Below are 22,238 nucleotides of genomic sequence, written 5' to 3'. Positions count from 1 at the left end.
AAATAGTTTTGAAATGGGGCTTGTTTTGGTTTTATTTTGTTAAATTTGAAAGAGAGTAAATCATTTATATAACACAAAATAATTTATATTATGAGTAAAAGAGATGAATTAATTGCAAAATACGCAGCGGATTTAAAAGAGAAGTGTGGCGTAACTCCCAACATGGATTTATTAACAAAAGTAACCATCGGTTGCGGTCCGTCCATTTACAATGCGGATTCTTCGACGGTTTCCGGAACTTCCGAAACGGAGCTGGCTACTGTTAAGAATAACTTCTTAATTAAAAAATTAGGATTAAAAGACGGCCCGGATCTGGATAAAGGTATCGATACCGTAATCGAAAAGTACGGCCGTTCCAATAAAAACAAATACAGAGCGGTTGTGTATTACTTATTAACGGTACATTTCAAAAAAGAAAGCGCGTATAAATAAAAAGCACCATTACTATAAAATAAAAAAGGCAGATTGTACAATCTGCCTTTTTTATTTTATGTTTATCCTGTTGGAAATTACTTAAATAAGTCCATTCCCGGAATATTAGGCATGCCGTCTTTTGCCACAGCACCCAATTCTGCCTCATTTACATTTGTTGCTTTTTCGATAGCTTTGTTAATAACAAGTACCAAATAGTCTTCCAATTGCTCTTTATCTTCTAATAAAGCATCGTCAACCTGTATCGATTTTATTTTGCGGTTAGCCGTTAAAGTTACCTTTAAAAGCCCGTCATTACTTTGCTCATCTATTAAAACCGTATCCAAACGTTTTTTAGTCTCTTCAATTTTCTGCTGGGTTTCTTTAAGTTTCCCCATCATACCCATTATGTCTCCAAACATGTTAATAAAATTAATAGTTAATGTTACTGCAAAATTATTAAATTGCAGAGTGATTAGTAAAAAAAACTAAATGAAAAATCAAATTATTTTGAGCTGTGTTTGTCTTATTTTTGTAACGGGAAACGCACAAAATAAAAAACCGAATATGGTAGAAAAAATAACGCCGCCTAAAGCCGCTGTTAAACCCAAGCAATTGGAGAAGCACGGAGATATCAGAACAGATAATTATTATTGGTTAAATGAAAGAGAAAACCCTGAGGTAATCGATTATCTGAAAAAAGAGAACGAGTACTATCAGCAAATGACAGCACATACAAAACAATTCCAGGAGGATTTGTTTAAAGAGATGAAGTCAAGAGTTAAGGAAGACGACAGCTCCGTTCCGTATCTTTATAATGGGTATTACTATATAACCCGCTATGAAAAAGGAAAAGATTACCCGATACATGCCCGAAAAAAAGGATCTTTAGACGCTAAAGAAGAAATTTTGTTTGACTGTAATGAGATGGCCAAAGGACATGCTTATTTTCAGTTGAGCGGCATCAGCATCAGTGAAGACAACAAATGGTGTGCTTTTGGAGTGGATACGGTATCCCGAAGAGAATATACCATTCAGATTAAAAACCTTGAAACCGGAGAGATCCTTCCGGTAAAATTAGAGAAAACAACCGGTGGTTCCACATGGGCAAGTGACAACAAAACCTTGTTCTATACCCGTAAAGATCTGGTAACACTTCGTTCCGATAAAATTTACAAACACAAATTAGGTTCTGAACCTACGGACGATAAAGTGGTTTTCAATGAAAAAGACGATACATTCTCTGTTTTTGTCTATAAAGAAAAATCAAAAAAATACATTGTTATCGGTTCTACAAGTACGCTGACTTCCGAGTTCAGTATACTTAGAGCAGACAGTCCTGATGGCGAGTTTAAAGTATTCCAGCCGAGAACAAGAGGTCTGGAGTATAGTATTTCGCATTATGGCGATAGTTTCTATGTGGTTACGAATAAAGATAAAGCAACCAATTTTAAACTGATGAAAACGCCGGAATCGGCTACCGGTAAAGAAAACTGGAAAGACCTGATTCCGCATCGCAAAGACGTTTTACTGGAAGATATCGAAATCTTTAAAGATTATCTGGTGGTATCCGAGCGTGCTAACGGACTTAATAAAATCAGAATCATGCCGTGGAGCGGAAAAGGGGAGTATTACCTGCCTTTTGAAAGCGAAACCTATACGGCTTATACCACGACCAATGTAGACTTCAATACAGATGTGCTTCGTTATGGTTATCAGTCAATGGCGACACCATCATCGGTTATCGACTTTAACATGAAGACTAAGGAAAAGGTTGTCCGTAAAGAACAGGAAGTTTTAGGCGGTAAGTTCGATAAAAACAATTATATCGAAGAACGCGCCTGGGCAACGGCTCAGGATGGTACTAAAGTGCCTATTTCCATTGTTTACAGAAAAGGAATTAAAAAAGACGGCAGCAATCCGTTCCTGTTATATGCTTACGGTTCCTATGGTGCTTCTATGGATCCTTATTTCTCCTCGATTCGTTTAAGCCTGCTGGACAGGGGATTCATTTATGGCATCGCACACATCAGAGGTGGAGAAGATTTGGGAAGAGAGTGGTATGAAAACGGAAAACTGCTTAAAAAGAAAAATACATTTACTGATTTTATCGACTGTTCAAAATTTGTAATTGACAGTAAATATACATCAGCCAAACACTTATATGCCGAAGGCGGTTCTGCCGGAGGACTGTTAATGGGCGCCATTGTAAATATGGCACCGGAACTGTATAATGGAGTAATCGCACAGGTTCCTTTTGTGGACGTGATGACAACGATGTTAGACGATACGATTCCGTTAACAACAGGAGAATATGACGAATGGGGTAATCCTAACGATAAAACCTATTATGACTATATGTTATCCTATTCGCCGTATGACAATGTAAAAAAACAAAAATATCCGAATTTATTGGTTACAACCGGGCTTCATGATTCACAGGTTCAGTACTGGGAACCGGCGAAATGGGTTGCTAAACTGCGGGTTATGAAAGCAGGAGACAGCCAGTTGTATCTGGATACCAATATGGATGCCGGTCACGGAGGTGCTTCCGGACGTTTTGAATCCCTTAAAGAAGTAGCGAAAGAATATACTTTTTTATTAGATTTAGAAGGAATTAAAAAGTAGATAAATTTTTTTTGTTAAATTTGCAGAGTTCTGAGGTTACTTAAATCTTTAGGTAATATCGACCTCGACTAATTTATATTTTATGAAAGAAGACATAAAAGCCTATAATAATGTATTGGAATTAATAGGAAATACACCCCTAATTAAGCTCAATAAAATTACAGAAGGATTAGAAGGTAATTTTTATGCTAAAGTAGAAGCTTTCAATCCGGGTCATTCCACAAAAGACAGAATCGCTGTATATATAATTGAAGAAGCGGAAAAAAGAGGAATCTTAAAGCCGGGCGATACAATTATAGAAACGACATCCGGAAATACAGGATTCAGCTTGGCAATGGTAAGCATTATTAAAGGTTATAATTGTGTTTTGGCCGTGAGTTCAAAATCTTCGAAAGATAAAATTGATATGTTACGCGCCATGGGAGCAAAAGTTTATGTTTGTCCCGCTCACGTTTCTGCCGATGATCCCCGTTCTTACTACAATGTTGCAAAACGTTTGCACGAAGAAACCAAAGGATCGGTTTATATAAACCAGTATTTTAATGACCTGAATGTAGATGCACATTATAATACCACCGGACCGGAAATCTGGGAACAGACTAACGGAAAAATAACCCACCTGGTAGCCTGTTCGGGTACCGGAGGAACGATTTCCGGAACAGCACGCTTTCTGAAAGAAAAAAATCCGGATATCAGAATTCTTGGTGTGGATGCTTTTGGTTCGGTATTGAAAAAATACCACGAAACAAAAGAGTTCGACAGCGAAGAAATCTATCCATATAGAATAGAAGGTTTAGGAAAGAATTTAATTCCGTCTGCAACCGATTTTGAAGCAATTGACAAATTCACGAAAGTGAATGATGAGGAAAGTGCCCACACGGCACGTGAGATTGCCAAAAAAGAAGGATTGTTTGTAGGATATACTTCCGGAGCAGCAATGCAGGCCATCAAGCAATTTGCCGAAGAAAACGAGTTTACCCAAAACAGCAATGTTGTGGTAATCTTCCCGGATCACGGTTCCCGCTATATGAGTAAAGTATTTAGCGATGAATGGATGAACGAACAGGGATTCTTTGACAGCGTTAATGCAGAAGAAGTACAAAAAATAGAATTTATCAAATAGCGGATTCCGCTAATACGAATAAAAAGGCTCCGGAACATCCCGGAGCCTTTTTATTTTAACGATTATGATAATATTTCAGGCATTAAAATATTGAATAACTAATTCTATTTTTACCTTTGTGGCTTATAAAATTTCTATTACAGAATATAATGATTGAGATAGGGAAATACAATACACTAAAAATTGACCGTGAAACGAAAGTCGGTTTGTTTCTGACAGATGGAACAACAGATATTTTATTGCCGAATAAATATGTTCCGAAAGCCTATGCAATAGGTGAGGAGCTGGCTGTTTTTGTGTATCTCGACCATGAGGAACGTCCGATTGCCACCACTTTGGAACCGTATATCTTTTTAAACGAATTTTCATTGCTGCGGGTGAACTATACCAATAAATTCGGTGCCTTTATGAATTGGGGCATGGAAAAGGATCTGTTTGTACCGTTTAAAGAACAGGCGCGTCCTATGGAGCAGGGAAAACGGTATCTGGTGTATATGTATCTGGATGAAAAAACAAACCGTTTGGTGGGTTCCAGTAAAACCAATCAGTTTTTAAACAACGAAGAAATCACGGTTGAAAAAGGCGAGGAAGTAGATCTTATTATTTCGCACATCACAGAAGTGGGGATCAACGTGATCATTAATGAAAAGCACAAAGGACTGCTATATAAAAATGAAGTTTATGACGATCTCAGAACCGGCGACCGTATTGTAGGCTATATCAAAAATATCCGTCCTGACGGTAAAATTGACGTGTCGGCTACCAAACTGGGATTTGAAAAATTAGAACCGAGTTCCCAGTATATTCTGGATGAATTAAAAGCCAGCCGCGGTTTTCTGCGGTTAAATGACGACAGTCATCCGGAAGACATTAAAACGGTGCTTAAAATGAGTAAAAAGACCTTTAAAAAAGCGATTGGTGTTTTATATAAGCAAAAGCTCATTGAAATAAAAGAAGATGGAATTTATCTGGTAAAATAAAAAAAGGGAGAACAATGTTCTCCCTTTTTTTATTGTGGTAATTTTTCCGGAGCCGGTTCCCGGTAAATTACTGAAGTTATGCTTCCCAGAAAAGCTTCTAAAGCATCAAGCTCTCCTTTGTTTAAGTCCAGTTTTTGCAATAAAGGCGACGTTTTTGGAAACAATTTATCGTTTACCTGTTCGCCTTTTGGTTTTAGATTCGGCATCCCCATATTGTACAGGTTCAGCACTCCTCTGATTTCCGGGAATAAACCATTGTGCATATAAGGCCCGGTTTTCATTATTTCCCGTAAAGAAGGCGTACGGAATTTCCCAACATCTTCTGCATTCTTAGTAATGTTATAACGGCCCAGATCTTCATATTTTCGGCCGTAGTAAGTCAGTCCTGCATTGTGGAACTGGTTATCGGAAAACAAAGCAGAATTGTGGCAGTTTATGCATCTTGCTTTGGTTCTGAAAAGGTGTAAACCTTCTACTTCTTTATTGGAAAGCTGCGTACTGTCGCCTTCAATAAATTTGTCAAAGCGGCTTTTGCGGCTCACCACCGTACGTTCAAAAGTAGCGATCGCTTTAAAGATCTTCTCTTCGGTAACTTTTTCATCACCAAAAGCCTCTTTAAAAAGCGGCTGGTAGCCTTTTATCTTTTTAATCGTTTTTACGGCAATATCCATGTGATTGTTCATCTCTTTGGTATCGACTATCGGGAATTTAGCCTGTTCTTCCAGGCTGGCTGCCCGTCCGTCCCAGAAAAAGATGGTGGAATAGGCCACGTTGATAATCGGTTTTGAGTTTCGGCTGCCCGGAGTTCTGTCGTGACCGTGGGAAACTCTTTTTCCGTCGCCCCATCCCAATTCCGGATCGTGGCAGGAAGCACATGAAATTTGTCCTGATTTTGACAATCGCGGATCAAAGAACAATACTTTACCCAACTCTCTTTTTGCTTCAGAGTACGGATTTTCGGCAGGGAAGGGAACTTTTGGCAAAACCCCTAAATCCTGGAAATTGATAACGGTGCTGTCCACATTGGCTTTTGGCCATTTGGCCATATCACCGCCGCTGTATATTTTTTTTAATTCAGATATGGAATAGTATTTTTCATCGTCTGTATGGTTTTGTAAAGAAACCAGGCCTACGAATAAAAAACTGAGGAAGGTTAGTCCAATAATCTTTTTCATGCCTAATAAATTATAGAGATTCCGCCATTAAAATAGCTGCTTTCTGTGGTATTAAAATCGGTTGTATAGGTTTTGTATTGATCCCCTAAAGCAACCAGTGTGTTATAATTGGCAAAAATACGTAACTTTTTAGTTTTTGAAAGACTATAAAAGTATTGTGCCATAATATTCGATTGTAATTTCGAAGTCGCATCAAAAGCCTGATCCGGTCGGATTACATTGTCTGCAAATGAAGTGTTGGAAGAAGAAATAGGAATAAAAACTAATTTTTCATCCAGCGCCATATAATATTTCACTCCAACAGACAGGTTTATTTTGTTTTTCTCCTTAGCCAGTATGTCTTTGTTAAAAGAAGTCTGGATTTCCAGCGTGTTCAATCGTTTGTCGGTATTACCCAAAAGGTCGATATATTTATGTTTGATATAGTTGGCTCCCAGTTCAAAAGCATAAACAACACGATCCTTGTCTTTCTTTATCACGCCATTACTGAAGGTAAAAATATCCAGGTTCATCCGGTAATTCTGACCGTTTTCGATCACTGAAAAATTATCACCTTTTTGTCTTTCATATCCAAAAGCGGCTTTATAATCGACTTTTTCACCATCATAGAAATAGTTCAGCTCTCCGGTATGCGCTATAACCCTGTACATATACATTTTCAGCTCATCATCGATATACACATAGCCACGGGCATTTTTGCGATAAAAGCTTTCCAAGGATTTGTTGTATTTGTAGGTGGCGCTTACCTTGTTTCTGCTGTTTTGGTATTGATAGCCAAAACCGAAGTTTTTATCGATAGTATTAAAAATATACCTGTTATAGGAGGAGTTAAAAATGATCCGCCCATAACCGGATGCAAAACGGGTGAATGTTTCCGGATAGGCCGGAGCATTCTGGGCATCATTCACGTAAGTGATGTTTGAGGTTTCCGTTTTTTTGGCAATACCTGCGCTAACAAACAAACTGTTATTGTTGAAATTGTAACCGGTTTGCAGCTCTCCGCCATAGTTACTCTGCTGAATTTCCGGACGCGGATCGATGGTTCTGTAACTTTTTCCGTTTTTATAGAAAGCTTTGGCTCCTAAAAGAATATTGCTGTCAAACTGATAAGCAAATCCGCCATCTAAATTATAATTCTGAATATCCCAGTCTCCTTTTTTAGGGGCGAAAAAATAATTTGGAGACAAAACATTCTGGTTTTCCGTTCGCTGGGTAGAGAAGTTGTAGCCCAGACCTTTTTCGGCAATTTTATTGAATATAAAACCGCCAAAAAGGCGTAATCTCGGTTTTACATTATAGATTCCCTGAGTAGAAAAACTATATTGTGTGGTTCTGTCTGCCGTTTGAACGCGTTTTAAATTCAGATTCTTCTGACTGAAATCAATTTGAGTCAGCGTAAAATCATTTAAATGCTGGGTGGTATAGAATAACGGGTTTTTCCAAAAATGCTGTTGTACATCGTTGTAAAACAAATTCTGTTGTACCGATAAACTATCAGTGAGTTGCGCATTTGCTGCACAACTCACCAATAGTATAAAATAGAATATTACTTTTTTTGAAGTCATATTATAATGGTTCTTAAAAATATAAGAAACGTTTTAAGATTTAACTGCTGTAACGGGTTACAGACTAGTTTGCAAAACCTTTAGGATTTGCTTTTTGTTTGATGAAATCGTTAGAAGAATTGTTGGTGTCTTCTAAGATTTTACGACCATTAACGATAGTTTTTGTTTTTCTGATTACCGCCTGAGAGTTGTAGGCAGCATCACAGTTAATGAAAGAAGCATCTACTTCTGCCTGTAACATTTTCGGACGCTGGCTGCTTGGGTTGTAGTGTTGTAATTCTACACCGTCAATGATTTTAACTTTTGGAATCTGAATGAAAAACTTGGTTGTATTGATAATGTTTGTTACAGAAGGATCTGAAAAATTAGGGTAAGCATTTAAATTTTCTTCACGGAAAATTACAAAACTGTCTCTTCCTAAGTTGTCCATTAAGAAATCTTTATTCGGGCTGCTGTATCCTTGTCTTCCCCAGTAGGCGATATTCATATCTTTAACAGCTGGGTTTTGGATGTCGTAACGATAAACCTCTTCACCAAGTGATAATCTGTAATCTCCTAAATATACTTCAAATTCAGCATTGCTTAAATCGACTGTCAAATCAGGATTCTGTACCGTTAACGGTTCATTGCTATTGTCTACTAAAGGCGCTTTGTGGTTGATTCCCGTTTGGGCAATTACAATACTTTCTCCCGGTAAAATCGGGTATTCTGTTCCGTTTCCAGGTACTTTGATCACATAGTCAGCATAAACATAATCTGTATTGGCAGCAGATCCGGAAGTCATTCCAATTGACTTGCTCCAGTCGAACTGTCCGTTAGACAGGGTGTAAGAAGCTGAAGTAGTGGATGTTTTTCCGTAAAGCTGACCGATACACAAACCGTCTGCATAGATCTTCTCGTTAGAGTTGTTGTAGATCTCAATAAACTGATCTCTGAAAACAGCCCCCTGTTGTGCATGGGAACCGGCATAGTAGATTTGTTTGATTACCAGATCACCAATTCGGATTGTTTTTAGTTTAAGTTCGGTACCGCTTACATTTGCGTTTACGATAACCTGCTCCTGAGCACCGTTAAATAAAACCGATGGCGTTTCCGGAGTATAACCGAACTGCGTATTGAATTCAGCGCTGGTCAGTGTTTTTGTAGCCGTAATGTTATAGGTTCCCGGGATGATCGCATTAAAGGTAGCCACACCACTGGTATTGGATTGTACCGTATAGGTATCTCCGGTATTGGTATTGGTTAAAATAACTGCACCCTGTTGTACTGCTTCACCATTAAATGCTGTTGTATCATATTTAAGATTTACCGAAAAATTAACGGGTTGTAATCCATTATTTCCATCTCCGAAATCGTCATCTGAACAAGATGAAAAAGCTAGAGCCGCACTAAGTAATAGAAGTATTTTTTTCATGTAAGTTATATATAATTAATTATTAAAATTGATATTCTATTTTGGTTCCGAACGATAACTGTACCATATCGGATTTTGTTCTTTTTGTTGGAATGCCGTTGTCTATAACATCTTCCGTTTGTTTTAAATCCAGAAAGTTGTTGGCATAGAATGAAAAACGGAATCCGTTTTTAAAGTCTTTCGATACCCGCAAATGGAAATTGTGATACACTTTTTGCAGGGATCTGTCTCTTTCCGGATAGTTTTGTACCAGTACCCCTAACAACGGGTGGGTATCTCTTTCGGCTTCCGGAATGATAAACCGGTTCAGGTTTTCATCGATATAGCCCAACAGTCGGTTACCGCTTTTATAGGTATTGTTTTCAATGATAAAATGCTCGCTTCGCACCGCAATAACCAATCCGATTTTAGGTAAATGGTAATTGATATTAGATCCCAGACGGAAACTTTTATAATTCTCGGAATATGGTGCCAGGATCGCAAATTTTTCCGTTCTTGGCGTTGTGCCGGCAATCTTTTCATAGAAATCACGGTTATCGGTGTTCACCGTTTCCGTATAGCTTCCCTGAATGTCAAACGTGACATTTTTAAAAGGTGTTTTTTCAAAACTCATAAAGAATTCCACACCCTTATCTTTTGATTCCATTTTGTTTACCAATCTGTTTTGCAGGTAATAAAAAGGAGTATAGCCTGTTACCTGATAGGTTGGCGTCTGGGTTCCGTTAAACTGTATGTCCAGGTTTGCCATGGCTCTGGTAGTCGGAATTCCTTCATTGGTGATTCCATCATACATCTTATTATAAAAACCGGTAAAGTTCAGGTTTCCGAAAGGCAGTTTATAATCAAAGCCTAATTCCGAACGCATACTCTTTGTAGGCTTCAAACCTTTGTTATCGGAATAATCAATATAGGTCTGAACAATTCCTAAATTGTAGTAACCCGGGTAACGATAATCTCCTAAAACGGCATCATAATATCTTGGTCCGGTATAAATCTGGTTTAAAGAAGGCGCTTTCGATGTGATACCAAATCCGCTGCGGATTTTAAAGTTATCATATTGAAAATAACTGTTGATTCGGGGTGCCAAAGTGGAGAAACCGTATTGGTTATCGTAGCGTAAACCGCTGTTTATGTATAAAATACTGTTTTCCCAGTTGCGGGTAATGTTGTCTTCTGCATATAAGGAGTACTGATATTCGGCACGGATGTTTTCGCCATAGTTATACGGACGGAAACCTTGTCCGGATCCACCGTTTGTAGAAGCGAATGTACTGATCATCGTTTCCGGACTTCCCAAACGCCCGCGGCCTTTGTTGTCGCTGGTACGGAAAGAAGTACCCATTAGTACCGAATGCGACCAGTCGCCGGTGTTAAAACTCTTATATAAGTCTGCAGACAGGAAAGAAGAGACCGGAATACCTTCTACGGCTTTTACAGAAGTATAACTCGGTAATGTGTACGTTCCGGTATAAACACCTTCCTCCGTACTGGTTCCTACAATACTACCGCCAATGTTCACAAACTTTGATTCATAGGTGTACTGATCACTGTATCTGAAATTAAAATTCACATCCAGGTTGTCGAAAAAGCTCGTATCCTTAAACTTCCATTTGAAGCGGTTGGAAACAGACAGGTCTTTCTTTTTATTTTTTACAATTTTATCGTCGGTGTCTTCTTCTTCATAATTCACATTATCGTTGTTAAAACCATAATCAACAGAAAAAGAGTTGCGGATGTTTTTGTTTTTGCTCGCCCAGCTCCACATTAAATTAGTCGTGATACGTTCGTATTCGGTATAGGAAACTCTCGGCTCGGCGTTCGATTTTAAATAATTTACCGATAGATTGATAAAGCCGATCTTGTCGCTGGCTTTAAAACCTTTGGAAAAACCATATTCGGTAGTACCGTCTCTTAAAGAAGTGTACACGCGGTAAGGAGATTTTCCGGCTTTTTGTTCAATTTTAATCAATCCGGAAGTCAGATCCCCGTATTTAGCAGAAGGAACACCCTGAACCACTTCGATCTTTTCAATATTATCGGCTGGAATTTCTCTTAAATCGGCACCAAAATTGGCATTGGAAAAATACCCGTTAAAACCGGAGGAAGAGGAGGGATCGCCAAAACCTAACTGGTTCGGTGAGAACGGCACACCATAATTCCCGGAATAGGACTGCATGTTTTCATTGTTCGAAATGGGAATACCATCCACAACGATTGCTGTACCAAACGATTTGTTTCCAAAAGCAGCATTAGCCACCAGGGATGGCTTAACGGTCCGGAAAGCAATTGGTTTGAACTCATTAAGATTAAAATTCGTAACCGCCTGGCCGGGTAATTGCTCCAGTACTTCATTAAGGGAGAAAGCCTGTACCTGTTCGATTACTTCTTTCCCGATAGTGATCTCGGAGAATTTTTTTCCTTTTCTTGCCGTTACGACCACTTCATCCAGTCGCAAGTCACGGTTTTGAAGGTAAACGGTAAGCTTGGTGTTTAAGTTTTCTTTTTTGTAGGTAACGGTCATTTCCTGCTTACCCAACAGTTTGAAACTGATACTAATATCTTTCGAAGCCGGCATACGCAGTTCAAATGAACCGTTATCGTCTGTAATGGCCCAGTCATTCGTTTCCGGGTTCAGCACGAATACACTTTGCAATGGTTTTTTAGTGTCTTTATCCAGAACCTGTCCGGTTATATGTTTTTGTGCATATAGCGTATTAATGCCTAGCAGTAGTATAATGTATAAAAACCTCACGTCTATCAAATATCTTAATATGGTGCAAAAATACCATCATTATTTTATTTAGACTAATAATAGATAAGAATAAGCAGTATTTATGACTTTTTTTTAAAGAATTAACAACAGAATCTTAAATATTCCCTTTCTTTTTGAGTTTAAAATAAGATAATTAAAAAATATAAGGATTATATTTTCATTTTCTCTTTTTGATAGTAGCAGAATAGGCTATAAAATGTTAAATATCACAAAATTAAAGAATCATTTCGACTTTTATTGTAAATTTGTATATACAAATATTGTATAGTAATGAATAGACTTGATTTTATTAAAACTATAATTGGAGGAGCAGGTATGGCAACATTATATCCATTTTACAACTGGACACAGGATTTAAAAGAAGAAGATGTGAAACTTCCGGTGTTATTTATCGGTCACGGTTCACCGATGAACGGTATTGAAGACAATGAATTTTCACGCACCTGGACCAAAATGGGGCAGGACATTCCGAAGCCGAAAGCCGTGATTGTTATTTCGGCACACTGGTTAACCAGAGGTACGCATATTACTGCGATGAACCATCCGAAAACGATTCATGATTTTGGCGGTTTTCCACAGGCATTATTCGATGTGCAGTATCCGGCACCCGGAAATCCGGAACTGGCGAAAGCAACGTCCGGCCTGATCACCACTACCGATGTTGGTTTGGATCACGACTGGGGCTTGGACCACGGCACATGGACCGTTGTACGGCACATGTATCCCAACGCGGATATCCCGGTTTTGCAGCTGAGCATCGATTATAACAAACCCCCGCAATACCATTATGACCTGGCGAAACAACTGGCGAGCCTGCGTAAAAAAGGCGTACTGATTATCGGAAGCGGTAATATGGTGCACAACCTTCGTATGGTCGCCTGGGATAAACTGGCGGAGCCGGAATATGGCTATGACTGGGCTGTGGAAATGAATACCATATTTAAAAACAAAATCACCGACGGTAACCACAAAGCACTGATTGACTATGAAAAACTGGATAAGTCGGCAAAATTAGCAATCCCTACGCCGGATCATTATTACCCGATGCTGTACACACTGGCATTACAGGACAGTAAAGACGAAACAAGCTTTTTTAATGATAAGGCAGTGGGCGGTTCCTTAACAATGACTTCTGTAAAAATCGGATAAGACCCGAAAAGAAAAAGGGAGAACGATATTAATCATTCTCCCTTTTTTATATGTTCGTTTTTCAAACTTCAAACCTCATAAATCACACTTCATAAATCACACCTCCAAACTATTCCTCCATCTCTTCTTTGCTGAATTTGAAAGGATAATCCCCGAAATGCGGCGCTAATTTTTTAGTCTGATAGGTTTTTTTGCTGTATTTGTTCGACAATGCAATAATGGAAACGGTGTCTTTTCTAAGGGTTACCAGAGAAGACGTGTTCCCGTGCCACCAGCCGTTGTGAAAAAAATATTTCTGACCGGTTTCAAACTCATACATACGGACACCCAAACCGTAATTTTTGGTTCCTTTGCGCTCATAGCTGTAACCTTTATACATTTCGGCTTTCATTTCTTTACTTAAGAAATCATCATTGTAGGTAGCGATGTCAAATTTTAAAATATCACGCGGGGTGGAATAAATATTCTTATCGCCATAAACCTGATCCAGGAACTCAAAGGCAAGACGCAAATAATTTCCTTTATAGGATTGACTCACATTATCTTTTTTCTCCAGATTATTAAAAACAAAAGTATGCTTCATGCCAAGCGGATCGAAAATCATTTCTTTCATCACCACCGGATAGCTTTTACCGGTTACTTTTTCGATAATCAAAGCCAGTAAGGCATAGTTGGTATTACAATAGCCAAAACGGGTATTGGGCTGTGATTCCAGACCGATGGGTTTGGTCGCTAATAAATCCAGTACATCCTGATTTGTCAGCGTCTTTTTCTTATCCCACACCCCTTTATCGGCAGTAAAATAAGCATAATTGCGCAAACCGCTTCGGTGGCTCAAAAGCATTCTTACCGTTGTTTTTTCATACGGGAAAGCCGGTAGCAGACTTTTTACCGTCTGGTCCAGTTTTAATTCCCCTTCGTCAACCAGTTTTAATACGGCAACGGCCGTAAGCATTTTACTAACGGAGGCAATATGGATAGGCGTGTCTGCCGTTATTTTGTCGTTTTTCTCTTTATAGGCATATCCGCTGTAGTTCTCATAGATAATCTGCCCGTTTTTGGCAACAAGGAAACCGCCGCTGTAATCGTTACTGTTAAAATGCTTGTTGTAAAAACGCTCCACATAAGCTTTATTATCAGAAGCATATTTGGCAGAGATTTTAGGTAATTTGATCTCAAAATTACCGGCTAAAAGCGCAGTATCGTTGGTACTGTTATCGGAGTTTCTGGAGTTATCTTTTTTATTGCACGATAATATTAATAATATAGAAAATAGGGGGATATATTTAGTCAGTTTCATTGAAAAGTGTTCCTTGTAAAATTTTGGTAAAGGCAAATATAAATAACCCAAATTGTTTTTAAAATCCTAAAAGGAATTAATTTCTGTTAAATTTTCAACACATAAAAAAAGCCTGTAATTACATACAGGCTAAATTTCACTTTTGAAACAATTTATTGTTATAAGGCTAATTTCTTTTTGGTGTCTTTTAAAAGCGCATCTTTATGAACCATTACCGATATCGCTTTTAATTTCATATAAGGAACGCTCATATACACATAACCGCCATTGGCAACTCTGCTGGCATCGGTTCCCCAGGAATTTTTCACTTTATAGTAAACAGTTCCTTTCTGATCCTTTACTTTTCCAACAATGTGCATTAAATGGTCGTCCTGGGTAGAAAGGTTTTCAAATTCTGCCTGACGGAATTCCGGAGTGATTGCTTTTTCCGGTTTGATCTCTGTTAAGATCGTTTTGTTATCCTCGCTGTTTTCCGGGATCACGGCAACACCGTATTTTCCGGAAAAGGTAGGCTCACTTACGTCACAATCCAATTCAACGGTATAACCTGTTGCCAGCGCATTGTCGATATTGCTGATAAATTCATCCAGCGGCATGTTGTAAAAACTTCCGTTAGAAAAGTTATCCGGCACATTTAAAATAAACGTACTGTAATTGGGTACATGGGTAAAAGAAGTGATGGTAACATACTCTTTAGGATTGATTTTGGTCATTGCCAAAAAGCTCTTCGGCGTATATTTTTTACCTTCATAAGTAAACTCGGTTACATTCTTACCTATATAGATGTCTAAAACGGCACTGATGGCTTTTTTCCAGTTTGGGGAAAGCTTTTTTGCCGGATTGTCAACGTAGGTTTTTAGCATACTTTCGATAACGGCAACCATTTCGGCGTGATTATAGGTGTCTGACGTACCGTTTAATCCGGTAAATGCCTCATTCGGAACAATTCCGTATTCGGCAACACTGTTAATCACATCATGTGCTAAACCGCCTTCTCCAAATTGTGCTTTTCCCTGGCGCATTACATAGTTTTCCGCTTTTTTCGGATAGGTGTTGCGCACCTGGTACATTTCCGAAAGGTCGATTTTCTTTCCGGTCAGACGGATTACTTCCGACTCTAAAAAAGACGAAGCCGAAAAACTCCAGCAGGTTCCGGTATTGCCCTGACTGATTACCGGTAAAGCTTCTAAGTCAGTAACTGTTTGGAATTCATATTTTTGAGCCTGTGCTGAAAAAATCAACCCTAAGAACGCTACTGAAACAAAAATTTTTTTCATTACATTATAATTTTTTGGAAGTGCAAGATAATGCAAAAAATGATTTATTTTTACGGTAAAATTTAAAAATATGAATACAATAAACTGGCAGACAGTTCGGGAATTCGAAGATATAACCTATAAAAAATGCAATGGAGTAGCGCGTATCGCTTTTAATCGTCCGGATGTCCGTAATGCTTTTCGTCCTAAAACAACCAGTGAATTATACCAGGCATTTTATGATGCCCAGGAAGATACTTCCATCGGAGTAGTGTTGCTTTCTGCAGAAGGACCATCTTCTAAAGACGGTGTTTACTCATTTTGCAGCGGCGGTGACCAGAAAGCAAGAGGCCATCAGGGATATGTTGGTGATGACGGCATGCACCGTTTAAATATATTAGAAGTACAACGCTTAATCCGTTTTATGCCGAAAGCCGTTATCGCGGTGGTTCCGGGTTGGGCTGTTGGCGGCGGACACAGTCTGCATGTGGTTTGCGACTTAACGTTAGCCAGTAAGGAACACGCTATTTTCAAACAAACGGATGCCGATGTAACCAGCTTTGACGGTGGTTACGGTTCTGCATATCTTGCCAAAATGGTTGGTCAGAAAAAAGCCCGTGAGATCTTCTTTTTAGGCCGTAACTATTCGGCACAGGAAGCTTTCGAAATGGGAATGGTCAATGCGGTAATCCCGCATGCCGAACTGGAAGATACCGCTTATGAATGGGCGCAGGAAATTTTAGCCAAATCGCCGACCTCTATAAAAATGCTGAAATTTGCTATGAACTTAACCGATGACGGTATGGTAGGACAGCAGGTTTTTGCCGGTGAAGCGACCCGTTTGGCCTATATGACAGACGAAGCTAAAGAAGGAAGAGATGCGTTCTTAGAAAAACGTAAGCCAAACTTTGAAAAGAAATGGCTGCCTTAACAGCGTGAAAAGCAATAACATTAGAATTGGCTTGTGAATTTTCATAAGCCAATTGTTTTATAACAAATACAGACCCAAGAATGGAGCAATTTACCAATACCCCTATCGATACCACCACACTGCCCAGGTTTGAAACCGTACCGTTTACCGCTTTACATCCGGATTATAAAAAGGTCATCATACTGCATATTGCCGTTTTTATACTCGTTTTAGTAGCGATAGCCGGGATATTGCTGGTGGTGAATCCGGAATTGGTTTCCCGGGAATTATTGCTGGGAACAGGAATCGGAATAGCGGTTTTCGGAGCAATTGTGACCTTCTTTTCCCTGTTGAGCTTCCGTAAAAAAGGATTTGCTTTCCGCCAGCATGATGTATTGTTCCGAAGCGGGGTCATTGCCACCAAAACAATCATCATTCCTTACAGCAGAGTGCAGCACGTTGCCTTACATCAGGGATTCGTTTCCGGAAAACTGGGACTGGCCGCTATTGAGATCTTTACTGCCGGTGGCGGAGACAGCGACATTAATATTCCCGGAATTGAAAAAGAGCATGCCGAAAACATCAAGCAACTGCTGATGACAAAACTGAATCATACCACTAAAGAAACAACTGCCATAACGCCGTCTGAAGATGAACTTTAACCAACCGCAAAGACAGTCACTTATTGGCGTGTTGGTCATGTTTACCGATTCGTTCCAAAAAATAATCAGGGGTTTATGGCCGATACTGCTTGTCTGGCTTTTTAAATTTAACGAGGTAAACAAAGTATATGTGGTGCTGGGTATTGTGGGAATTATAGCGGTGATCGGTGTTTTTGCCTACCTGCAATACCGGAACTTTACCTTTCATATTGATGAAGAAAACGAAGAGTTTATCATCAATAAAGGTGTACTGAATAAAACAAAGATTGCCATTCAGCTCAACAAAATCCAGCAGGTCAATATTAACCAGTCCTTTATACAAAAAATAATAGGTGTGCATGCGCTGGATGTGGATACTGCCGGAAGTGCCAAAAAAGAAGCAGTCATAAAAGCGGTTTCGGAAGAACTGGCACAGGCATTAAAAGTAAGATTACTCAAAGGAGAACAAACCGCTGCAAAAACGGTACAGGAAAGTGAGGAAACCACAGTTTTTCCGGAAAAGGAACCTTTTATCAGTATCAGTTTTTTAAGCCTTGTCAAAATAGGACTGACGTCTAATTACGTTAGAAGCCTGGCATTACTGATTGCCTTCTTCGGAACGGTTTATGAAAACATTCAGAACTTCACCAAAAGCAACGAAATAGAAGGCGGCCAGATCAATAACTATATTGATGAAAGTTTAGCGATGTATTCGGCAACTATTTTTATTGTCATGCTGCTTGGATTACTACTGGTTATCAACCTTGGCAGAACCATCATCAAGTATTTTGACTTTAAAATGGCCAAACAGGGACGCTCGCTTTTATTGTCTTACGGACTGCTGAATACAAAAAACACCATCATCCGGCCGGAAAAAGTACAGTTGGTTACCACCAGCAGAAATTTTCTGCAAAAGAAAATGAATGTACTGAACATAAAAATCCGTCAGGCTTCCGGTAATGCCGATGCGCATGACGAAAAAGACAAATCGGCAATTGAAATACCGGGATGTAATGAACGGGAACGCGATGAAATACTAACCTTGCTGTTCCGGGAAATTCCCCAAAAAGGAGTGGCATTACTGCCCAATTACAGACGATTGGTAGTAGCTGTGGTTCTTTATATTGTACTACCGCTAACGGTTTTGTTTTTCTTAGACCGGTATACCATACTACCAATTCAGGAATATCTTATTTTTGTACCGCTATACATTACGTTTACGGGAATATTGCTGTATTTCAGCTTTAGAAACAGCCGCCTGTTTGTGACAGAAAATTTTATAATCAGTCAGCTGGGCGCCTGGGATATAGAACATCAGATTATCGAACCGCACAAAATACAGGCCATCAGTACCAGTCAGCTATTTTGGCATAAAAGTGTGAATATCGGAAGTGTAACGCTGCATACCGCCGGTGGTAATGTGTCGTTCCATCTGGGAAATTATACTCACATTAAAGAGCTGGTTAACCTCTGGCTGTATCAGGTGGAAGCATCAGATAAAAACTGGATGTAAATAAAAAGAAATTATAAGTTGTAAAAAATAAAAAATGAATGCAAAAATATGGCTTGAAGCCGCACGATTAAGAACATTACCGCTTTCCATTTCAGGAATATTAGTGGGCACTTTTTATGCTTACAAACAATATTCGGATAACGCGAATTACTGGCTGATTTTCGGATTAGCATTTTTAACTACTTTGGGCTTACAGGTGCTGTCAAATTTTGCAAATGACTATGGCGACGGGGTAAAAGGTACCGATAACAAGGACAGAGTAGGACCGCAGCGTGCGATACAGAGCGGAGCGATCACGCCGGAACAGATGAAAAAAGGGATCATAATCGTTTCTGTTGCTACGCTGATTATTGCTGTAGCGCTGATTTATGCTTCTTTCGGGAAAGATAACTTTGGCTTTTCACTTTTCTTTTTTGTATTGGGATTAGCGGCGATCACGGCGGCGATCAAATATACCGTTGGAAAATCGGCTTACGGATACAGAGGATTGGGCGATTTGTTTGTTTTTATCTTCTTCGGACTGGTAAGTGTTTTAGGAACCAATTTCCTTTTTGAACAGGCGGTTGATTATAAGCTTTTACTGCCGGCTGTTGCGATTGGCCTGTTGAGTGTTGCCGTTCTAAACCTGAACAATATGAGAGACCGGGAATCGGATATAAAAGCAGGTAAAAATACACTGGTGGTTAAAATTGGTGCTCAAAATGCTAAAAACTACCACCTGTTTATAGTGGTAACAGCCATGATTTTAGGATTGCTGTTTGCCTACCTTTCCGGTTTTGAGTGGAAACAATACCTGTTTGTACTGTCCTATATTCCCTTATTGAAACATTTAAAAACAGTAGCCGCCAATAAAGAACCCGGAGCATTGGATCCGGAACTTAAAAAGGTCGCTTTAAGCACCTTCTTTTTTGCGGTTTTATTATCTGTAGTACTAACCTTTTAACCTCACGACTATGAAAATTACTTTTTACGGACACGCTTGTTTAGGAATCGAGATCAGCGGTAAACACCTTCTTGTTGACCCGTTTATTACCGGAAACCCGAAAGCGGCACATATTGATATTAATACACTTCAGGCGGATTACATCCTGCTGACACATGCCCATAGCGATCATATCCTGGACGTGGAAGCCATTGCTAAAAGAACGAATGCGGTAATTGTATCGAACTATGAAATCGCCAGTCATTTTGGCAATAAAGGATTTTCGTATCACCCGATGAATCACGGCGGAAGCTGGAAATTTGATTTTGGTACCGTAAAATATGTAATTGCCTTACACACCAGTTCCTTCCCGGACGGCAGTTACGGCGGACAACCGGGCGGATTTGTCATTGAAGGCGAACATAAAAACATCTATATTGCCGGCGATACCGCATTGACGATGGACATGAAACTGATCTCGATGCGCACCAAACTGGACCTGGCAATCTTACCGATTGGCAGTAACTTTACGATGGATGTGGAAGATGCCATTATTGCTTCCGATTTCCTGGAATGCGATAAGGTTTTAGGCTATCATTTTGATACGTTCGGCTATATCGAAATCAACCACGAAGAATCCATCCGCAAGTTTTTCAATAAAGGAAAAGATCTGATGCTGCTGGAAATAGGGGCTTCAATTGATTTATGATATTAGAAGTTAGAAGTATCATAAATTAAGGTTGATATTTGATATACGAGGTTAGAGGTATCCTAAATTCGTATTCATAGATAAAGTTTGATATTTGATATATGAGGTTAGAAGTATTCTAAATTCGTATTCATAGATAAAGTTTGATATTTGATATATGAAGTTAGAAGTAAGTATCCTAACTTCATATATCGTATATCGTAAATCAAACCTCATAAATCAAACCTCATAAATCAAACTTCGTAAATCAAACTTCGTATATCATCCCTCATAAATCATATATCGTATATCTTCCCTATGAAAGCATCTTATCAAAAATATACCCTGCAATTCAAAAGACCATCCGGGACATCCCGCGGTATACTGACTGAAAAAGAAACCTGGTTTATCCTGCTTGAAAAAGACGGTAAAAAAGGAATAGGCGAGTGTGGCATATTGCGAACGCTCAGTGTGGATGACCGGCCGGACTATGAAGAAAAACTGCGTTGGGTTTGCGGGAACATTCATTTGGGAGCAGACAAACTCTGGGAATCTTTGCAGGAATTTCCGTCCATTCAGTTTGGAGTGGAAATGGCATTCCGGTCGTTAGCCGCTCAGGATCCTTTTTTATTATTCCCGTCTGATTTTACCGGATCCCGGAAAAGCATCCTGATAAACGGCCTGGTCTGGATGGGGGAAGAATCCTTTATGAAAACCCAGATCGAAGAAAAACTGGCCCAGGGATTCCATTGTATCAAGCTGAAAATTGGTGCTATTGATTTTCAGAAAGAACTGGATCTGCTGGCTTTTATCCGGAATAACTTTGATGCCGGAACGGTTGAGATCCGGGTAGATGCTAACGGTGCTTTTTCTAACGATAAGGCATTGGAGAAATTACAACAACTGTCCAAATTTGAACTGCACAGTATCGAACAGCCGGTTAAGCAGGGCAATGTTGCCGTAATGGCACAATTGTGCCGGGAAACTCCTTTTCCGATTGCGCTGGATGAGGAGTTGATAGGTATTTTTAAACCGGAAGATAAAGAAGCTTTGTTGGTACAGATAAAACCGCAGTATATTATTTTAAAACCGAGTCTGGTTGGCGGTTTCCGCGGCTCAAAGGAATGGATAGACCTTGCGGAAAAGCATAATATCGGCTGGTGGATAACCTCGGCACTGGAAAGCAATATCGGGCTGAATGCTATTGCCCAGTGGACGTTTACGTTACAAAATCCGATGCCGCAAGGATTAGGTACTGGTGCTCTATATACGAATAATTTTGAATGCCCGTTAGAAGTAGTTGACGGCCAGCTTTGGTATAACCAGGGTAAAACCGGCTGGGAAACAAGCAGCGTCTTTATTTCCGGTTAAGATATCGTTTTTTACGGATGATGAAAACAGTAATATTGGAAGCTACAATAATCAGCGTAATAATGATCGTCAGCAGTATGATTAATGTATTGAATAATTCGGTCGTAAAATCCAGATTATCAAAATAAAAATAAAGCTGCGTAAACGAATAGATAGCCATTAAAAAGTATACAACCGTTAGTCCTCTTGATTTCATTGTAAATTCGATTTTTATTAGAACAAAAATAGTGGATCACTAAAAGACAAAACAGGGGAAAAATCCCCTTTTTTTATGGATTAGCTATTAATTTTTCCTGAAAAGCAGAGAATAATAACAATTAACACTACAAATTGTTTGTTTTTAATGTTTTAGTGAATATTAAGTATACCGGCAGACAATAACAGATAATACTTTATATTTGATCCCTTTCTATAATTAT

Annotated in this window: 19 protein-coding genes; 11 read left to right on the top strand and 8 right to left on the bottom strand. The window is 39.1% G+C overall.

Features of this window, described 5'->3' with window-relative positions; genetic code table 11:
- The first annotated feature begins 90 nt into the window (after nt 1-90).
- On the top strand, nt 91-432 hold the full coding sequence (locus B3394_RS16160) for a DUF2853 family protein (protein WP_286927077.1): 342 nt from the start codon (nt 91-93) through the stop codon (nt 430-432).
- A 77-nt stretch (nt 433-509) separates the two neighbouring features.
- Here the strand turns inward: B3394_RS16160 and B3394_RS16155 are convergent, their stop codons facing one another.
- Nucleotides 510-833 carry a YbaB/EbfC family nucleoid-associated protein gene (locus tag B3394_RS16155; RefSeq protein ID WP_177734587.1) on the bottom strand — a complete coding sequence of 108 codons (324 nt, stop codon included), beginning with the start codon at nt 831-833 and terminating at the stop codon, nt 510-512.
- A gap of 145 nt (nt 834-978) precedes the next feature.
- On the opposite strand from B3394_RS16155, the gene B3394_RS16150 reads away from it, so the two are divergent.
- From B3394_RS16150 to B3394_RS16140, 3 genes are all read left to right on the top strand, one after another.
- On the top strand, nt 979-3,039 hold the full coding sequence (locus B3394_RS16150; RefSeq protein ID WP_414654276.1) for a S9 family peptidase: 2,061 nt from the start codon (nt 979-981) through the stop codon (nt 3,037-3,039).
- Between the two features lie 82 nt (nt 3,040-3,121).
- A complete protein-coding gene (locus B3394_RS16145; protein WP_286927073.1) occupies nt 3,122-4,162 on the top strand; it encodes a PLP-dependent cysteine synthase family protein in 1,041 nt (346 codons plus the stop codon).
- Nucleotides 4,163-4,311: 149 nt separating this feature from the next.
- Nucleotides 4,312-5,142, top strand: a complete 831-nt coding sequence (locus B3394_RS16140; protein ID WP_177734584.1) for a CvfB family protein — start codon at nt 4,312-4,314, stop codon at nt 5,140-5,142.
- A gap of 29 nt (nt 5,143-5,171) precedes the next feature.
- Here the strand turns inward: B3394_RS16140 and B3394_RS16135 are convergent, their stop codons facing one another.
- The 4 genes from B3394_RS16135 to B3394_RS16120 form a co-directional block, all read right to left on the bottom strand.
- Complete coding sequence (locus B3394_RS16135; protein WP_286927070.1) at nt 5,172-6,317, bottom strand: cytochrome-c peroxidase; 1,146 nt, start codon at nt 6,315-6,317, stop codon at nt 5,172-5,174.
- Between the two features lie 2 nt (nt 6,318-6,319).
- Nucleotides 6,320-7,882, bottom strand: coding sequence for a DUF6850 family outer membrane beta-barrel protein (locus B3394_RS16130; RefSeq protein WP_177734582.1), 1,563 nt, complete (start codon nt 7,880-7,882; stop codon nt 6,320-6,322).
- Nucleotides 7,883-7,946: 64 nt separating this feature from the next.
- Nucleotides 7,947-9,296, bottom strand: a complete 1,350-nt coding sequence (locus tag B3394_RS16125; protein ID WP_177734581.1) for a DUF4876 domain-containing protein — start codon at nt 9,294-9,296, stop codon at nt 7,947-7,949.
- A 22-nt stretch (nt 9,297-9,318) separates the two neighbouring features.
- Complete coding sequence (locus B3394_RS16120; protein ID WP_286927032.1) at nt 9,319-12,048, bottom strand: TonB-dependent receptor; 2,730 nt, start codon at nt 12,046-12,048, stop codon at nt 9,319-9,321.
- A gap of 291 nt (nt 12,049-12,339) precedes the next feature.
- Here B3394_RS16120 and ygiD point away from each other — a divergent pair, with 291 nt between their 5' ends.
- Nucleotides 12,340-13,218 carry a 4,5-DOPA dioxygenase extradiol gene (gene ygiD, locus B3394_RS16115; RefSeq protein ID WP_177734579.1) on the top strand — a complete coding sequence of 293 codons (879 nt, stop codon included), beginning with the start codon at nt 12,340-12,342 and terminating at the stop codon, nt 13,216-13,218.
- A gap of 109 nt (nt 13,219-13,327) precedes the next feature.
- Here the strand turns inward: ygiD and B3394_RS16110 are convergent, their stop codons facing one another.
- On the bottom strand, nt 13,328-14,518 hold the full coding sequence (locus B3394_RS16110; protein ID WP_177734578.1) for a serine hydrolase domain-containing protein: 1,191 nt from the start codon (nt 14,516-14,518) through the stop codon (nt 13,328-13,330).
- A 158-nt stretch (nt 14,519-14,676) separates the two neighbouring features.
- Nucleotides 14,677-15,795: a C1 family peptidase gene (locus B3394_RS16105; protein ID WP_286927030.1), complete on the bottom strand. Its 1,119-nt coding sequence runs from the start codon at nt 15,793-15,795 to the stop codon at nt 14,677-14,679.
- A 70-nt stretch (nt 15,796-15,865) separates the two neighbouring features.
- On the opposite strand from B3394_RS16105, the gene B3394_RS16100 reads away from it, so the two are divergent.
- The 6 genes from B3394_RS16100 to B3394_RS16075 all read left to right on the top strand — a co-directional run bounded on the left by B3394_RS16100 (nt 15,866) and on the right by B3394_RS16075 (nt 21,819).
- Nucleotides 15,866-16,705, top strand: coding sequence for a 1,4-dihydroxy-2-naphthoyl-CoA synthase (locus B3394_RS16100; RefSeq protein ID WP_177734576.1), 840 nt, complete (start codon nt 15,866-15,868; stop codon nt 16,703-16,705).
- Between the two features lie 80 nt (nt 16,706-16,785).
- Nucleotides 16,786-17,346, top strand: a complete 561-nt coding sequence (locus B3394_RS16095) for a PH domain-containing protein (protein WP_286927028.1) — start codon at nt 16,786-16,788, stop codon at nt 17,344-17,346.
- Nucleotides 17,336-18,838 carry a PH domain-containing protein gene (locus tag B3394_RS16090; protein WP_286927026.1) on the top strand — a complete coding sequence of 501 codons (1,503 nt, stop codon included), beginning with the start codon at nt 17,336-17,338 and terminating at the stop codon, nt 18,836-18,838. Before B3394_RS16095 ends, B3394_RS16090 begins: the two co-directional genes overlap by 11 nt.
- A gap of 34 nt (nt 18,839-18,872) precedes the next feature.
- Nucleotides 18,873-19,781, top strand: a complete 909-nt coding sequence (gene menA / locus B3394_RS16085) for a 1,4-dihydroxy-2-naphthoate octaprenyltransferase (protein WP_286927023.1) — start codon at nt 18,873-18,875, stop codon at nt 19,779-19,781.
- 10 nt (nt 19,782-19,791) lie between these two features.
- A complete protein-coding gene (locus B3394_RS16080; protein WP_286927022.1) occupies nt 19,792-20,469 on the top strand; it encodes a metal-dependent hydrolase in 678 nt (225 codons plus the stop codon).
- Between the two features lie 297 nt (nt 20,470-20,766).
- Entirely contained in the window at nt 20,767-21,819 is a 1,053-nt protein-coding gene (locus tag B3394_RS16075) for an o-succinylbenzoate synthase (RefSeq protein WP_286927020.1), read from the top strand.
- On the opposite strand, the gene B3394_RS16070 is transcribed toward B3394_RS16075, so the two are convergent.
- Nucleotides 21,806-22,015 (bottom strand): hypothetical protein, encoded by a 210-nt coding sequence (locus B3394_RS16070; protein ID WP_177734571.1) that lies wholly within the window; start codon nt 22,013-22,015, stop codon nt 21,806-21,808. The two genes, B3394_RS16075 and B3394_RS16070, sit on opposite strands and share 14 nt — an antisense overlap.
- Nucleotides 22,016-22,238: the final 223 nt, after the last annotated feature.

It is taken from the genome of Flavobacterium sp. UBA4197 (genome assembly GCF_002379575.1).
GTDB classification, from domain to species: domain Bacteria; phylum Bacteroidota; class Bacteroidia; order Flavobacteriales; family Flavobacteriaceae; genus Flavobacterium; species Flavobacterium inviolabile.
This window is presented reverse-complemented; position numbering and strand designations above follow the sequence as displayed.

Coding starts and splice junctions, on each gene's coding strand:
- B3394_RS16160 (WP_286927077.1), top strand. CDS start 91: ATGAGTAAAAGAGATGAATTAATTGCAAAATACGCAGCGGATTTAAAA.
- B3394_RS16155 (WP_177734587.1), bottom strand. CDS start 833: ATGTTTGGAGACATAATGGGTATGATGGGGAAACTTAAAGAAACCCAG.
- B3394_RS16150 (WP_414654276.1), top strand. CDS start 979: ATGGTAGAAAAAATAACGCCGCCTAAAGCCGCTGTTAAACCCAAGCAA.
- B3394_RS16145 (WP_286927073.1), top strand. CDS start 3,122: ATGAAAGAAGACATAAAAGCCTATAATAATGTATTGGAATTAATAGGA.
- B3394_RS16140 (WP_177734584.1), top strand. CDS start 4,312: ATGATTGAGATAGGGAAATACAATACACTAAAAATTGACCGTGAAACG.
- B3394_RS16135 (WP_286927070.1), bottom strand. CDS start 6,317: ATGAAAAAGATTATTGGACTAACCTTCCTCAGTTTTTTATTCGTAGGC.
- B3394_RS16130 (WP_177734582.1), bottom strand. CDS start 7,882: ATGACTTCAAAAAAAGTAATATTCTATTTTATACTATTGGTGAGTTGT.
- B3394_RS16125 (WP_177734581.1), bottom strand. CDS start 9,296: ATGAAAAAAATACTTCTATTACTTAGTGCGGCTCTAGCTTTTTCATCT.
- ygiD (WP_177734579.1), top strand. CDS start 12,340: ATGAATAGACTTGATTTTATTAAAACTATAATTGGAGGAGCAGGTATG.
- B3394_RS16110 (WP_177734578.1), bottom strand. CDS start 14,518: ATGAAACTGACTAAATATATCCCCCTATTTTCTATATTATTAATATTA.
- B3394_RS16105 (WP_286927030.1), bottom strand. CDS start 15,795: ATGAAAAAAATTTTTGTTTCAGTAGCGTTCTTAGGGTTGATTTTTTCA.
- B3394_RS16100 (WP_177734576.1), top strand. CDS start 15,866: ATGAATACAATAAACTGGCAGACAGTTCGGGAATTCGAAGATATAACC.
- B3394_RS16095 (WP_286927028.1), top strand. CDS start 16,786: ATGGAGCAATTTACCAATACCCCTATCGATACCACCACACTGCCCAGG.
- B3394_RS16090 (WP_286927026.1), top strand. CDS start 17,336: ATGAACTTTAACCAACCGCAAAGACAGTCACTTATTGGCGTGTTGGTC.
- menA (WP_286927023.1), top strand. CDS start 18,873: ATGAATGCAAAAATATGGCTTGAAGCCGCACGATTAAGAACATTACCG.
- B3394_RS16080 (WP_286927022.1), top strand. CDS start 19,792: ATGAAAATTACTTTTTACGGACACGCTTGTTTAGGAATCGAGATCAGC.
- B3394_RS16075 (WP_286927020.1), top strand. CDS start 20,767: ATGAAAGCATCTTATCAAAAATATACCCTGCAATTCAAAAGACCATCC.
- B3394_RS16070 (WP_177734571.1), bottom strand. CDS start 22,015: ATGAAATCAAGAGGACTAACGGTTGTATACTTTTTAATGGCTATCTAT.